Below are 14,005 nucleotides of genomic sequence, written 5' to 3'. Positions count from 1 at the left end.
TACCTCCCCGCGCAGATCGCATCGAAGCACGGCTCGGCCACCCGCATCGCGGAGTTCACGAGAGAAGCCGGCGCGAGAGCGGATGCTCCCACCGCGCAGGCCGCGCAGGCCGACCAGGCCCACCCGGCCGACCACGCCGACCAGGCCCACCCGGCCGACTCGGCCACCGCTGCCGGACCGATCCCCACGGACGTCGTCGCACGTCTGACGGTCGACGGAGAGACGCTCGACATCGCGGCGGGCCGGGTCACCGGCATCCGCGCCGATCCCGACCGGATCGTCGATCTCGCCCGTCTCTTCAGCGGTCTGCGACACCCCGAGCCGGGAGAGCTGGTGATCGGGGACCGCGACGCCGCGCATCTGGGACATGACGGCCTGCGTGCCGAGGTGTTCGCGCCTCCGCACGATGCGGCCGTGTTCACCGGGTCGGCCGCCGAGAACATCGCGACCGAGATCGACCATGCCCGTCTCACGGCATCCGCATTCGATGAGGTCGTCGAGCGTCTGCCCGACGGGCTCGCCGAGAGAGTGGGGGAGCGAGGACTCCGGCTGTCGGGAGGCCAGCGTCAGCGCCTGCTGCTCGCCCGCGCCCTGCATCAGCCGCAACGCCTGGTCGTGCTGCACGAGCCGACCACCGCGATCGATCCGATCACCGAGGCGCAGGTCGCCGCGGGCCTCGCTGCCGAGGGACGGACGATCGTGCTGCTCACCGACCGCGCATCCCTGCTGTCGAGCTGCCACCGCGTGCACGATCTGCGAGGTGTGGACGCATGAGCGACGAGAAGCTTCCGATCGCCCCGCGTCGCGAGACCGCGCGGGGCCTTCTCGCCGCTCTCGGTCGTCGTCGCGGACTCTGCGGTGCAGCGGTCGTCACGCTGTTCGCGGGTGTCGGTGCCGCCCTCCTGGCCCCGTGGATCATCGGGATGATGGTCGACGACATCGTCGCCGGCGGGGCCGCGCTGCTGCCGTTCGGCCTCGCGCTGGCGGGATCCATCGCAGCCGGCTCCGTGCTGACCTGGGCGGGACGCGTGCTCCTCGCACGGCTCGGTCAGGGGAGCATCCGCGATGTCCGCGAGCAGGCGTTCCGGACCGCGCTCGCACAGCCGTCCGCGCGCATCGAGAGAGCGGGCACCGGAGATCTGGTGGCCAGGCTCTCGGGGGATGTCCGCGCCGTCGGGCAGGTGGTCGAAGATGCTCTGCCTGCCTTCCTGACCGCGCTCTTCAGCATCGTTCTGAGCCTGCTCGGCATGGGGCTGATGGACTGGCGATTCGCGCTCGCCGCGCTGCTCGTGGCGCCCATCCAGTACTTCTCGCTGCGCTGGTTCCTGCGGCGCTCCGCCCCGGTGTACCGCGAGCACCGGGTGGTCGTGGCCGAGCGCGGCCAGCGCACGATCGAGGCCGTGCGCGGGGCCGACACCGTGCGGGCTCTCCGCGCCGAAGAGCGCCACCTCGCGGGCATCGCCGAGGCGAGCGAAGACGCCATCGCGCTCGAGGTACGGGCGACCCGCGTGCGCAACGACTTCAACGTGTTCCTCAACGGAGCCGAGCTCGTCGGTCTCGCCGCCGTGCTCGTGGTCGGCTACCTGCTCGTCACCGGGGGCGAGGTCGAGCTGGGGGCGGCGACCGCGGCGGCGCTGTACTTCCTCGGACTGTTCGGCCCGATGGGCAGCCTGCTCTACCGGATCGATGACCTGCAGGATGCCGGGGCCAGCCTCGCGCGCCTGTTCGGTGTGATCGGACTGCCGACTCCCGCCGAGCGCGCGATCCGTCGTGGGTCGGAAGGCGAGCCCGTCGGCGACAGCACGGCGCTGCGGGGGGCGATCGATGTCGAGGGGCTGGACTTCGGCTACCGTCCCGATCGACGCGATCTCGATGCCATCTCGCTCGCGATAGCGCCGGGGGAGCGGGTCGCGATCGTCGGCGCGAGCGGAGCGGGCAAGACGACGCTCGCACGCGTACTCGCCGGTGCGCTGCCGGTCGGCGGCGGCGCGGTGCGCCACGACGGGAGCGCCATCGATCAGTGGCATCCGCACGATCTCCGCGATGCCGTCGTGATGCTCAGCCAGGAACCGCACGTCTTCGCGGGCACCGTGCGAGACGACCTCGCACTGTTCAGCGACGCCGACGACGAGCGGATGCGGGGCGTGATCGCGCAGCTCGGCGCCGACTGGATCCTGCGGCTGCCCGACGGACTCGACACCGAGATCGGCGAGGCCGGGCATCCGCTCACTCCCGGGCAGGCGCAGCACCTCGCTCTCGTGCGCGTGGCGCTGTCGGCGGCATCCGTCGTGATCCTCGACGAAGCCACCGCCGAGGCGGGATCTGCGGACTCGGAGGTGCTGGACCTGGCGTCGCTCGGGGCGATCGGCGACCGCACCGGCATCGTGATCGCGCACCGGCTGAGCCAGGCGGCCACCGCCGACCGGATCCTCGTGATGTCCGACGGCCGCGTCGTGCAGTCGGGGTCCCACGGCGAGCTCGTGGCGACACCCGGCCCCTACGCCGAGCTGTGGGCGGCCTGGACGGCGTGGTGACGGGACGGGCCGCGTCAGCGCCCGATCAGCGGACGAGTGCACGGATCGCGGACTGATCCGGCGATTTCGCCCGCAGATCGGGTCATGCTCCGCAGATCGGGACCGGAGCAGCGACGTCAGACAGGACGGGACGAGTCAGCGCCCGGCCAGCACCGCCGCCGTGTCGCTGATCGTGATCTGCGGCGGGTAGAGACCCATCACCTGCATGGCTGCCGCGTGGTTCTCGGCCGTCGACCCCGCGCACGCGTCGGCGGCGACCGTGACGTGCGCCCCGGCATCCGCGGCGGCCAGCGCCGTCGATAGGACGCAGCAATCGGTCGAGACGCCGGTGAGCACGACGTGCGCGCCGCGACCCACGATCGCCTCGATCTCGGGGCCCCACTTGCCGAAGGTCGGCAGGTCGAGCGTCGGATGCGGTGACAGATCGACCGCGTCGGGAACGAGGTCGAACAGCGGATCCGTCGGGGGCTGGTCGGCGAACGGCCAGGCCGTGAAGTACGCACCCCACGAGGTCGAGCGATCGGCGGTCGGCATCCAGCGCGTCACGATCACCCGCTCGCCGAACGACTCGGCGAGCGAGCGGATGCGGGGCACGACGTCTGCGAAGAACGGCGACCCCCACGCGGAGTCGGGCGACGCGAAGATCGCCTGCGGGTCGATCACGACCAGCCAGGAGTCGCCCGTCACGCTCCCTGCTCCTGCCGGCGGATCCGGCCCGCCCGCGCGAACCAGGTGACCACGAACGACAGTACGAGAGCGAAGAAGACACCGAGGTTCGCGTAGGCCCAATCGCCGTCGACCCCGCCGACGAGGCCGAGCAGGTAGCCCTGCCAGTTGTTCCAGGGGGCGGCATCCGCGAAGCCGTTGAGCACGAAGCCCCAGCCGATCACGCTCGCGACGACCATGGTGCCGATCGAGATCCAGTCCCAGGCGCCGTAGCGCCCGCGACTGTCGAACAGCGCGTCATCGTCGTAGTCCTTCTTGCGACGCAGGATGTCGGCGATCAGGATTCCCGCCCACGAGGCCAGCGGCACGCCGAGCGTGATCAGGAAGCTCTGGAACGGGCCGAGGAAGTCGGTGGAGAAGAAAACGACGTAGATCGTGCCGATGGTCAGGATGACGCCGTCGATCGCCGCGGCCGAGGGACGCGGGATGCGGATGCCGAGGCTCAGCAGCGTGAGGCCCGAGGAGTAGATGCCCAGCACCGCGCCCGAGACGAGCGCGAGGACCGCGGTGAGCAGGAACGGCACGAGGACCCAGATGGGCAGGATCGTGGCGAGGGCGCCGATCGGATCGGCGGCGATCGCGGCGCTGAGCTCGTCGTCGGATCCTGCGAGCAGCAGTCCGAACACCACGAGGATCACCGGGGCGATCGAGCCGCCGATCGTGTTCCAGGCGACGATCGCGCCGTCGGATGCCGTTCGCTTCTGGTACCGCGACCAGTCGGCGGCGATGTTGATCCAGCCGAGTCCGAAGCCCGTCATCACCATGACGAGCGCGCCGATGACCTGACCGAGGCCGCCGTCGGGCCGGGCCATGACCGCGGCGATGTCGATGCTCGGGGCGGCGAGCACGATGTAGAGGATCGTCACGGCACCGGTGACCCACGTGAGCACCGACTGCAGCTTCATGATCGTGTGGTAGCCGAGCACCGAGGCCGCGACGATCAGGGCGGCGACGATCACGGTCGCGGTGATCTTCAGCGCGATGCTCTCGCCGTCGCCGCCGAGCTGCGTGATGACGGTGGCGGTCGCGAGCACGGCCATGATCGCGAGGAACGTCTCCCAGCCGATCGAGGTCAGCCACGAGACGATGCCGGGCACCTTCTGACCCTGCACGCCGAAGGCCGCACGGGACAGCACCATGGTGGGCGCCGAGCCGCGCTTGCCCGCGATGGCGATCAGTCCGCAGAGCAGGAACGACACGACGATGCCGATGACCGACACGATCGTCGCCTGCCAGAACGAGATGCCGAATCCGAGCACGAACGATCCGTACGACATGCCGAATACCGACACGTTCGCCGCGAACCACGGCCAGAACAGGTCTCGCGGCTTCGCCGTGCGCTCGGATTCGGGGATGATCTCGATGCCCGCGCGCTCGATGAGAGCAGGCTTGATGTCCGTCATTCCCTCATCCTGGCACTGCGCAGGCTCTGTGGGGCACTGCGGATGCCTCGCAGGAGTCAGCCGGCGAAGAAAGCCCCCGCGACGCGAGTGAGGTCGTGCAGGTCCGAGACCCCCGCGAGCTCGCGCGCCGAGTGCATCGACAGGATCGGGATGCCGACGTCGACCGTGCGGATGCCGAGGCGCGTCGCAGTGATCGGGCCGATCGTCGAGCCGCAGGGCACCGTGTTGTTCGACACGAACTCCTGCGTCGTGACGTCGGCGCTCTCGCACCAGCGGCGCCACGCGGCGGAGCCGACGGCATCCGTCGCGTAGCGCTGATTGGCGTTGAGCTTGAGGATCGGACCCGAGCCGAGCACCGGCTGCACGACGGGGTCGTGCTTGTGCGCGTAGTTCGGGTGCACCGAGTGACCGACGTCGCTCGACAGGCACCACGAGGTCGACAGCGCGCGTCGGCGCTCCGAGGCATCCGCACCGAGGGCGTCGTAGATGCGCCCGAGGATGTCTTCGAGGAACGGACCCGCCGCGCCGGAGCGCGAGTTCGAGCCGAGTTCCTCATGGTCGAAGGCGGCGAGGATCGCGAGGGGTCCGCTCGAGGGGGAGCCCATGTTCTCGAGAGCCACGACTCCGGCGTGCACCGAGGCGAGGTCGTCGAGGCGACCCGAGGCGAAGAACGCGTCGTCCTTGCCGAACACGGCGCCGCGCGCGGTGTCGGCGATCACCACGTCGTAGCCGCGGATGTCGGATGCAGAGACACCCGCCGATTCTGCGAGCTCGGCCAGGATGTCGGCCTGCGACGGGTCACCCACGCCCCAGACCGGCTGGGTCTGATACTGCTTGTCGAGTGCGAGCCCCGTGTTCGCCTCGCGGTCGAGGTGCACGGCGAGCTGGGGGAGACGCAGCATCGCGCCGGTGTCGGCCAGCACGACACGGCCGTCTGCGAGCGCGAGGCGCCCGGCGAGGCGCAGCTCGCGATCGAGCCAGGAGTTCAGCAGCGGGCCGCCGTAGACCTCGACAGCGGCCTGCAGCCAGCCCTTCGAGCCTGTGGTGGGCTGGGGCTTGAGCTTGAAGCCGGGAGAGTCGGTGTGCGCATCGAACACGTGCGCGGGTGTCGTGGCGACCGCATCCGTCGGAATCGTCCAGGCGATGGCCGCGCCGTCGCGGACGACGACGTAGCGTCCGCCGGGCGTCACATCCCAGGCATCCTCCTCGGCGAGACGCTCGAAACCGGCGTCCTCCAGACGCCGGGCCACCTCGGCGGCGGCGTGGTAGCTCGAGGGCGAGGCGGCGACGAAGTCGGCGAGATCCTCGGCGTGGGCGAGAGCGTCCGGAGTGACGGGCATGGCGACCTTCCTGCTGGGGCGGTCCTTCGATCGTAATCGGGGTCGGATGCCGGGGAGTGCGGGGAAGGGGCTGGGACCCGCGGGTGTGTCCGGCCGTTCACCGGCCGGACATCTCCATCCCCTACAGTCGGTCTCGATAGCGCCTAGGGTTCCGGGGCCGCCTGCATTCCTGCGAATGCGACGTCCCGTCTGGTCCGAGCGGCGCCACGGCGCTCCTCCGCAGGGGTGCCGTCATCTGACAGGACAAAAGCCCGGAGGACCCCGTTCGTCGCGCCTCGCGACGCGCAGGAGGGTCTGTCATGTCTTCGCTCGCTTTCGCTCTCGTCATCGCGGCGGCCGTCACCCACGCGGCCTGGAACGTCATCGCGCACGGCGTCAGCAAGGCGGGGATGCCGTTCCTCTGGTGGGGGGCCGTCGGGGGCACCGTCGTCTGGATCGGCGTGATCCCTTTCACCGGAGGGCTCGGAACCGACGACCTGCTCGCGTTCCTGCTCGGCGTCGGGGTGTCGGCGGTGATGCACGTCGTCTACATGGCCGTGCTGCAGCGGGGGTACCGCGAGGGCAATCTGTCGACGGTCTACGCGACGGCGCGGGGTACCGGTCCGTTCCTGTCGGTGCTCGTGGCGGTGCTGGTGCTGGGCGAGCGACCGTCGTCGGTCGCTCTGATCGGCGTCGCGGCGATCATCCTCGGGGTGGTGGCGATCGGTCTCGTCGACCGCGGGCGAGCGGATGCCGAAACCCGGCGCCGCATCGATCCGGGACTCGTCTTCGGCCTGCTGACGGGGGTCGCGATCGCCGCGTACACGATCTGGGATGCCCACGCGGTGCGCACCTGGAGCCTGTCGCCGGTGGCGTTCATGGTCGGCACGATGCTGCTCGAGATCCCCTTCTACTCGATCGGCGTGCGTCGCCGCTGGGGTGCGGTCTGGACGCTCGGGCGCACGCAGTGGAGACGCATCGTCGCGTTCAGCATCCTCTCGCCGCTCTCGTACATCCTGGTGCTCACCGCCATCCAGATCGCGCCGGTCGCCCTCGTCGCGCCTCTGCGTGAGGTGAGCGTCGTGCTCGTCAGCCTGTTCGGGGTGTTCGTGTTGAAGGAGAGTCGACCGGGATGGCGGATCGCCGCATCGGCCGTGGTCGCCGCCGGGATCGTGCTGCTGGCGCTGTGATCGTGCCGGCGCTGCTGCTGGTGCCCCTGCCTGCGCTGTCAGAATGGATGTCGTGGTCGTGTCCTGGTCGTATCGCCCGAGTCTCCCGTCCGATGCGTCGTGGATGGCGGAGCTGCGCGCCGTCGTGATGCGCCCGGATCTCGAGCGGCTCGGCAGGTTCGACGCGGTGCGGGTGCGGCGCAGATTCCTCGACGGCTTCACTCCGGAGAACACGCGGGTGATCGTCGTCGACGGTGCCGACGTGGGATCGATCGCGGTCAGGCCGGAAGCGGATGCCGTATGGATCGAGCACTTCTACCTGGCGACCGAGTCGCAGGGCGAGGGGCTCGGCGGGGCGGTGCTCGCGGATGTGCTCACGGGTGCGCCCACTGACGCAGAGTCTTCGATCCACCGGTTGAACGTGCTGCAGGGGAGTGCCGCGCGGCGCCTGTACGAGCGTCACGGCTTCGTCGTCGAGAGCGAGGACGATGTCGACGTGTTCATGGCGAGGGCAACGGCGACCTGAGGGCTCCGGGAGTCTGCGCGCGACCCACGTGTCGCACCGGGGTCAGCGGAACTCGACGAGACCCGCGTGCGCCGCGGTGACGAGGATCTGCACTCGGTCGCGCACGTGCCACTTCGACATGATGCGCCCGAGGTGCGCCTTCACCGTGCCCTCCGAGACGATCAGGGCGCGTGCGATCTCGGCGTTCGACATTCCCTGAGCCAGGCGCTGCAGCACCTCGTCCTCACGATCGGTGAGCTCTTCGAGGGTTCCGTCGCCGCCCACCGGTTCGGTGTCGCGCACGTGCTTGATCAGCAGTGAGGCGATGCGCGGAGAGAGCGAGCTCGCGCCGCTGTAGACCTCGCGCACCGCGGCGACGATGCTCGCAGCGCTCGAGTCCTTCAGCATGTAGCCCGATGCGCCGGCGCTCAGCATCGGCAGAACGGTGTCGCTGCCGTCGAGCGTCGTCACCGCGAGGATCTTGACGTCCGGCCAGCGCTCGCTGATCACCGCGGTGGCCTCGATGCCGTTCATCTCGGGCATCTGCACGTCCATCATCACGACGTCGGGTCGCTCTCGCTCGACGGTGTCGATGCCCTCCAGGCCCGTCTCCGCCTCGGCGATCACGGTGATCTCGGGGTCCCGTGAGACGAAGTGGGAGAGCGCAGAACGCACCAAAGGGTCGTCGTCGACGATCACTACGCGGATTTCGGGCATGGAGGAAGCCTAACCGTGGTGAACCACGGGTGCGGCGGTATAGACCTTTGGCTAGCGAGGTCTAGCCGAGAGACAGATGTGCCGCGTGATCATCACCGAGAAGATGAATACATCGCTAAACGAAAGTTCACATTTGGAGGTGAATTTATATGTCTTTTTGGGATCAGGTTGGTCGCTTCTTCGGCTTCTATCGTTAATCTAGCTGGCGAAAAGGAGATACTGAAGTATGGCTTCAAGTCTTGCGACGGGTGATCGCTCCGACGTCACCCGGCTCGGCAAGGGCGAGAAGCTCAGCACGATCGAACGGATCGCCGTTCTGGCGGTTCTCGGTACGATCCTCGCCTTCGACATCGTCGGACTGTTCCTCCCTCCGGGGTTGGAGCCTCTGGCAGCAGCTCTCAGCATCGCGTCCAGCGTGGTGCTGGCTCTCTATCTCTGGTCGCCTCTCGTCGCGACATACGCCCTCGGCGTCGTGTTCGCGCTCTCATTCATTGCCGGAACCCAAGCGCAGGTACTGACCACAGCCGCATTCGCGGCAGGTCTGATCGTGCGCCTCGGGTGGACCTCCTTGGTCCTCTCCTACGTCGGAGTCTTCCTCGTCGCTTCCGCTCTGGTGGCGACCGGCGGCTCGACCGAGGTCTTCCATGTCGGCATCTTCCTCGTCGGGGCCGCTGTGTCCGGAGCCGTCGGGTACGCGCTTCGTCTCGCCTTCGCCAGGGGGCGGACGCTCGAGGCGCAACTGGCCGAGAAGGCCGAACAGGAACGACAAGCAGTTCTCGCCGAGCGACGATGGATCGCCGGCGAGTTGCATGACAGCATCGCTCACCACCTCACGGTGGTGTCACTGCACGTGCAGATGCTCGATGACGATCGAGCAGGCGCGGCCTCACAGGAGGCCATTCGCATCGCCGCGCGCAAGGCGATGACCGACCTCCGCTTCGTGATCGACCTCGCCGATGACGGCCCCCGCTCGACAGGTATGCCGTCGGGCGACCTGGCCTCGTCGATCGACGAGGCCGCAGAGGAGTTCGAATCCGCCGGGCACCACGTGCTCCGCAGCGGCGACCCCACCGACGAGCGGATCCCGCGTGCGGCCGAGATCATCCTCGCGCGCATCATGCGCGAGTCGGCGACCAACGCGTTGAAGTACGCCGGACAGGGGGAGATCTCGATCGACCTCGACGTCACTGACGATTCCGCCGCGCTCACCGTCTCCAGCCCGCTCTCCGCGACTCCGCGTCGCGAGCTCTCATCGAGTCGCACCGGCATCGGGCGCATGGCCGAGCGCGTCCTCGGCGCGAGCGGTACATTCGACGCCGGAGAGCTCGATGGACGCTGGGTCGTCTCGGCCCATCTGCCCATCGCACGCGTCTGACGCGGGCCGCTCGGGGCTGGTGCAACGACAAGACTAGACAAAGGTCTAGGGCACATCTCGACGTTAGACCGTACTCCCTCGGTGAATACGCGGTTTACATTGGTAATACCCCAGAAATAGCGCATCCCCAGCGCTGTGATCGCGAGCGCGGTTCTTGGAATCTGATCCCCATCGCGCTCGCGATCGGCTTCTCTTCTGTCAGAGCTATCTGACGGCGAAGCGATCGCAGCGGCTCAGCCGCCGACCGCCCTCATGTAGTGCCCATCCGTGGAGATTCCGGATGCCGCCACCGTGAAGCGCACCACCTCGCTGAGGTATCGGTCCTCCGACGCCTCGAAGATGTGTCCCTCGGCGTCGCGCGAGATCCTGCTCAGACGCAGGATCGGCGTTCCCTGGGGAACCTGCAGCAGCGCGGCGTCCTGCTCATCGGCCGCCACCGCGTCGATCTGATGCTGCAGCCCGACGATCGGATGCCCGCGCGAGCCGAGGTACTCGGTGATGGAGATCTCATCGGGATCGACGGCGAAGAGCTCGCGTCCGACCGATTCGGTGAAGAACAGCCTCTCGAGCATCGTCGGTCGGCCGTCGAGCAGGCGCAGGCGCACCACGCCGACGATGATGTCATCGGGCGCGACGCCCAGCAGCTCCGCCCGGTCACCGGCACGCCGCAGGCTGAGCTCCTGCGTCTTCGCGCCCGGTTCGACGCCGAGTTCCCGTGCCCACCGGGTGAACGGCACCGACACATCGACGGCCTGGCTCGCCTTCTGCGAGACGACGCGCGCAGGACGCCCGCGTCCGGTGTCGATGAGCCCCTCGGCCTTCAGCGTCGCGAGGGCGTTCCGGATCGGGCCGCGTGAGGTGTGCCAGCGCTCGGCGAGGTCGGCCTCGGTCGGCACGTCGTCTCCGGGGCGCAGCGTGCCCGCCTGGATCTGCGAGCGCAGGTCGTCGGCGATCTGGGTGTATACAGCTTCGGCCACATAGGCATACTACTTCGGCAGCCCCTCCTCCGGATGCACGTTTCTCTGGTGTTCATCCGGGGAAAGTCCGGGTGAACGGACCTTGAACTCTTCCGAGTTAGGTATATATCTCGACCTCTCGCCTGTCAGAGTGGCTGACGGATCACCTCCCTCACCCTCGAAAGGTCCTCATGAAGCTCCGTGCTCTCCCCGTTCTCGCCGGCGCCGCGATCCTCGCGCTCGGCCTCTCCGCGTGCTCCGGCGCCGCGGAGGCGACCGGCAACTCCGGTGCCGCAGAGTCGTCGACCGCCGGCGGCTTCGCGGTCGATGAGAACACTCTCGTGTTCGGCGTCGTGCCCGACTCGGTCGACACCGAGACGAACTATCAGCCCCTGATGGACTACATCGCCGAGATCTCGGGCAAGACCGTCGAATACCACGAGTCCACCGACTACGCCGCCCTCATCGAGGCCGCGGTCGCCGGCAAGGTCGACGTCGCGTCGTTCTCCGGCTTCACGTACGTGACCGCCACGAACAACGGTGCGAAGCTCACTCCGATCTCCTCGATCGTCACCGAAGAGGGCCAGGAGCCCGGCTACTACTCGCAGGCGATCGTCCCGGTCGACAGCGACATCGACAGCTACGAGGACTTCGCCGGCAAGAAGGTCTGCTTCGTCGACCCGTCGTCGACCTCGGGCTACCTCTTCCCGTCGTACAACCTGCTCGAGGCGGGCATCGACCCCAAGACCGACATCACGCCGGTGTTCGCGGGCAAGCACGACGTGAGCGTCCAGAAGGTCGGCGAAGGCGTCGAGTGCGAGGTCGGCTTCGCCGAGGACTCCGAGGTCGAGAAGTCGGATGCCGTCAAGGTCATCGACGAGACCATGGTGCCCGGCGCCCCGCTCGTCTACTCCTCGACCCTTCCCGACGATGTCTCGAAGACGCTGATCGACGGTCTGTCCGAGATCACGATCGACGACATCATCGCCGCGGGCATCGACAGCGCCGACACCGACGCCTTCCGCAGCGTGTTCTACGCCACGAGCCCGGTCGACGACGCGTACTACGACCTCATCCGCGACATCTGCGAAGAGACCGAAGCCGAGCAGTGCAAGGCCTGATCTCAGGCATCCGCTTCGCTCCCGTTCGTTGAGCGAGGGAGCGAGACGGCGCGCACAGAGGTCTCCGTGCGTGTCGTCTCGCTCCGCTCGCTCGACGATCGGGCTTCAGACAATCACGAGGAGAAACTGACATGAACGCGGCATCCGATGCCCTGATCCGCCTCGACGGCGTGACCAAGACCTTCGGGTCGACCACCGCACTGAAGGATGCCTCTCTGCAGGTCGCACGCGGCGAGATCGTCGTGCTCCTCGGCCTCTCGGGATCCGGCAAGTCCACCCTGCTGCGCCATCTCGACGGCCTCGAGATCCCGACCGCAGGCTCGGTCGAGGTGCTCGGACAGCAGGTCCCGGCCCTTCGAGGCAAGGCCCTTCGCGCGCTGCGCAGCCGCGTCGGCTTCATCTTCCAGCAGTTCGAGCTCGTGCCCTCGCTCACCGTGCTCGAGAACGTGCTGACCGGCTCGCTGTCGTCGGTCACCGGCCCACGCCTCGGGCTGTGGGGCTACTCGCGGGCCGCCAAGCTCCGTGCCCTCGAGCACCTCGACCGCGTCGGCCTGCTCGACCGGGCCTACCAGCGCAGCGACACCCTGTCGGGCGGGCAGCAGCAGCGCGTCGCGATCGCCCGCGCGCTCATGCAGAAGCCCGACATCCTGCTCGCCGATGAGCCCGTCGCCTCGCTCGACCCCGAGTCCAGCGACCAGGTCATGGCGCTGATCCGCGAGATCGCCGCCGATGAGGGCCTCACGGTCGTGTGCAGCCTGCACCAGGTCGATCTCGCCATCTCGTGGGCCGACCGCATCGTGGGGCTCCGCCACGGCGAGGTCGTGCTCGACACCCCGACCACCGACCTCACCAAGTCCGAGGTCATGGAGATCTACGGTCGCGTCGCCACGACCACGGCAGAGATCCAGGCGGTCGCGATGGAGCTCGCCGACGGCTCGGCCGCGCTCGACGGTGACGGTGCCGTGCCGGCCGAAGACAGGGCTCGCGTCTCGTGACACTCCTCGACTCTCCCGCAGGCGCCGGAACCCGTCCGCGTGGCGGCGCCGTCGCCGATCGCGCGCCGAAGCGTCCGCTCTCGCCGGAACGGATCGCCGCCTCGCTGACCCTGCTCGCCCTCGTCGTGCTCGGCGTGCTCGCCGTGAACGAGGTGGGCATCTCGATCCCGGCGATGGTGCAGAGCTGGGGCAACGCCGAGAACTTCATGGCACGGGTGGGAGGGCTCTCCTTTCCCGAGCCGGCCGACCTCGCCTGGCTGATCGCCCTCACCGTCGGACTCGTGCTCGTCGGCACGCTTGTCGCCGCGGTGCTGTCCGTGCCGATCGCCTACCTCGCGGCGTCGAACACCACACCGGGCAACGGATGGCGCGCGGCGGCCCGCTTCGTGGGCGTGCTCACCCGCGCACTCCCCGACGTGGTGCTCGCGATGGCGTTCGTGCTCATGTTCTCGCTCGGCACGCTCCCGGGCATCCTCGCCATCGGCATCCACTCGATCGGCATGATCTCGAAGATGTTCGCGGATGCGATCGAGCAGATCGACGAAGGGCCGCGTCTGGCGATCCGCGCCGCAGGCGGCTCGAAGATGCAGGAGTTCAGCTCCGGCATCCTGCCGCAGGTGCTGCCGAGCTGGGTCGCCACCGTGCTGCACCGCAACGACATCAACCTGCGCGGCAGCGTCGTGCTCGGCTACGTCGGGGTCGCGGGTCTCGGTCTCGAGATGTCGTATGCGTTCAAGGCGCTCAACTATGGCAAGGGCCTCGGCATCGCACTGGTCATCTTCATCCTGTGCATCGCGATGGAGATCGTCTCGAGCATGGTGCGCGGCGCGATGCTCGGCCGACAGAAGCACACCCGGTCGTGGATCGACCGCATCCTCCACCCGCGTCTGCGCGACGCCGACGCGACCGCGGCCTCGGCAGCCGAACGTCCCGCGTGGGCCGCCAGTCCTCAAGCGGCGGTGCCCCGGCCGTGGACCGCCGAACGCGTGCGCCACACGATCGGCGGCGTGATCGCCGTGCTGGTCGTGATCGGCAGCGTCGTGGTGAGCCAGATCAACTGGGGCGACTTCTTCACCTTCTGGGCCAAGCTGCCCGAGGTCGCGGCCCGGTTCTGGCCGCCGTCGTTCGGCAACTACGACACCTCGGCCATGGTGTCGGCCATGGTCGACACGGTCGCCATCGCGC

At 68.6% G+C, this 14,005-nt stretch carries 13 protein-coding genes; 8 read left to right on the top strand and 5 right to left on the bottom strand.

Going from position 1 to position 14,005, the window contains the following annotated elements; genetic code table 11:
- Nucleotides 1–774: ATP-binding cassette domain-containing protein (locus RTM68_RS12250; RefSeq protein ID WP_312171273.1), on the top strand; the 774-nt coding region annotated here is incomplete at its 5' end.
- Nucleotides 771–2,534 carry an ABC transporter ATP-binding protein gene (locus RTM68_RS12245; RefSeq protein WP_312171271.1) on the top strand — a complete coding sequence of 588 codons (1,764 nt, stop codon included), beginning with the start codon at nucleotides 771–773 and terminating at the stop codon, nucleotides 2,532–2,534. The genes RTM68_RS12250 and RTM68_RS12245, both read left to right, overlap by 4 nt.
- Nucleotides 2,535–2,669: 135 nt before the next feature.
- On the opposite strand, the gene RTM68_RS12240 is transcribed toward RTM68_RS12245, so the two are convergent.
- Genes RTM68_RS12240 through RTM68_RS12230 form a run of 3 tightly spaced genes read right to left on the bottom strand, consistent with a single transcriptional unit; the run spans nucleotide 2,670 to nucleotide 6,003 of the window.
- A complete protein-coding gene (locus RTM68_RS12240; protein WP_312171269.1) occupies nucleotides 2,670–3,221 on the bottom strand; it encodes an isochorismatase family protein in 552 nt (183 codons plus the stop codon).
- Nucleotides 3,218–4,663, bottom strand: a complete 1,446-nt coding sequence (locus tag RTM68_RS12235; protein ID WP_312171267.1) for a cytosine permease — start codon at nucleotides 4,661–4,663, stop codon at nucleotides 3,218–3,220. Before RTM68_RS12235 ends, RTM68_RS12240 begins: the two co-directional genes overlap by 4 nt.
- A 56-nt stretch (nucleotides 4,664–4,719) precedes the next feature.
- On the bottom strand, nucleotides 4,720–6,003 hold the full coding sequence (locus RTM68_RS12230) for a M18 family aminopeptidase (protein WP_312171264.1): 1,284 nt from the start codon (nucleotides 6,001–6,003) through the stop codon (nucleotides 4,720–4,722).
- A gap of 299 nt (nucleotides 6,004–6,302) precedes the next feature.
- Here RTM68_RS12230 and RTM68_RS12225 point away from each other — a divergent pair, with 299 nt between their 5' ends.
- The gene (locus RTM68_RS12225; RefSeq protein WP_312171261.1) at nucleotides 6,303–7,172 is read left to right on the top strand and encodes an EamA family transporter; all 870 of its coding nucleotides are present in this window, start codon (nucleotides 6,303–6,305) and stop codon (nucleotides 7,170–7,172) included.
- A 103-nt stretch (nucleotides 7,173–7,275) separates the two neighbouring features.
- On the top strand, nucleotides 7,276–7,677 hold the full coding sequence (locus RTM68_RS12220; RefSeq protein WP_312171259.1) for a GNAT family N-acetyltransferase: 402 nt from the start codon (nucleotides 7,276–7,278) through the stop codon (nucleotides 7,675–7,677).
- A 42-nt stretch (nucleotides 7,678–7,719) separates the two neighbouring features.
- Here the strand turns inward: RTM68_RS12220 and RTM68_RS12215 are convergent, their stop codons facing one another.
- Nucleotides 7,720–8,373, bottom strand: coding sequence for a response regulator transcription factor (locus RTM68_RS12215; RefSeq protein ID WP_228528755.1), 654 nt, complete (start codon nucleotides 8,371–8,373; stop codon nucleotides 7,720–7,722).
- A 226-nt stretch (nucleotides 8,374–8,599) separates the two neighbouring features.
- On the opposite strand from RTM68_RS12215, the gene RTM68_RS12210 reads away from it, so the two are divergent.
- Nucleotides 8,600–9,748: a histidine kinase gene (locus tag RTM68_RS12210; RefSeq protein WP_312171253.1), complete on the top strand. Its 1,149-nt coding sequence runs from the start codon at nucleotides 8,600–8,602 to the stop codon at nucleotides 9,746–9,748.
- A 233-nt stretch (nucleotides 9,749–9,981) separates the two neighbouring features.
- Here RTM68_RS12210 and RTM68_RS12205 read toward each other — a convergent pair whose 3' ends face one another.
- The gene (locus tag RTM68_RS12205; protein ID WP_312171250.1) at nucleotides 9,982–10,725 is read right to left on the bottom strand and encodes a GntR family transcriptional regulator; all 744 of its coding nucleotides are present in this window, start codon (nucleotides 10,723–10,725) and stop codon (nucleotides 9,982–9,984) included.
- A gap of 170 nt (nucleotides 10,726–10,895) precedes the next feature.
- Between RTM68_RS12205 and phnD the strand changes: the two genes are divergently transcribed.
- From phnD to RTM68_RS12190, 3 genes are all read left to right on the top strand, one after another.
- Nucleotides 10,896–11,825: a phosphate/phosphite/phosphonate ABC transporter substrate-binding protein gene (gene phnD, locus RTM68_RS12200; protein ID WP_194765610.1), complete on the top strand. Its 930-nt coding sequence runs from the start codon at nucleotides 10,896–10,898 to the stop codon at nucleotides 11,823–11,825.
- Between the two features lie 131 nt (nucleotides 11,826–11,956).
- Nucleotides 11,957–12,820 (top strand): phosphonate ABC transporter ATP-binding protein, encoded by an 864-nt coding sequence (phnC, locus tag RTM68_RS12195; protein WP_312171247.1) that lies wholly within the window; start codon nucleotides 11,957–11,959, stop codon nucleotides 12,818–12,820.
- Nucleotides 12,817–14,005 (top strand): ABC transporter permease subunit (locus RTM68_RS12190; protein ID WP_312171246.1); only part of this gene is annotated, 1,189 nt, incomplete at its 3' end. The genes phnC and RTM68_RS12190, both read left to right, overlap by 4 nt.

This window comes from Microbacterium sp., from assembly GCF_031988965.1.
In the GTDB taxonomy this organism is placed as follows: Bacteria; Actinomycetota; Actinomycetes; order Actinomycetales; family Microbacteriaceae; genus Microbacterium.
The sequence above is the reverse complement of the archived record's forward strand: the minus strand, read 5'-3'. Positions and strand labels throughout refer to the sequence as shown.

Bases quoted from the DNA above. Each gene is read 5' to 3' on its own strand.
- RTM68_RS12245 (WP_312171271.1), top strand. From the start codon at position 771: ATGAGCGACGAGAAGCTTCCGATCGCCCCGCGTCGCGAGACCGCGCGG.
- RTM68_RS12235 (WP_312171267.1), bottom strand. From the start codon at position 4,663: ATGACGGACATCAAGCCTGCTCTCATCGAGCGCGCGGGCATCGAGATC.
- RTM68_RS12230 (WP_312171264.1), bottom strand. From the start codon at position 6,003: ATGCCCGTCACTCCGGACGCTCTCGCCCACGCCGAGGATCTCGCCGAC.
- RTM68_RS12225 (WP_312171261.1), top strand. From the start codon at position 6,303: ATGTCTTCGCTCGCTTTCGCTCTCGTCATCGCGGCGGCCGTCACCCAC.
- RTM68_RS12220 (WP_312171259.1), top strand. From the start codon at position 7,276: ATGGCGGAGCTGCGCGCCGTCGTGATGCGCCCGGATCTCGAGCGGCTC.
- RTM68_RS12215 (WP_228528755.1), bottom strand. From the start codon at position 8,373: ATGCCCGAAATCCGCGTAGTGATCGTCGACGACGACCCTTTGGTGCGT.
- RTM68_RS12210 (WP_312171253.1), top strand. From the start codon at position 8,600: ATGGCTTCAAGTCTTGCGACGGGTGATCGCTCCGACGTCACCCGGCTC.
- phnD (WP_194765610.1), top strand. From the start codon at position 10,896: ATGAAGCTCCGTGCTCTCCCCGTTCTCGCCGGCGCCGCGATCCTCGCG.
- phnC (WP_312171247.1), top strand. From the start codon at position 11,957: ATGAACGCGGCATCCGATGCCCTGATCCGCCTCGACGGCGTGACCAAG.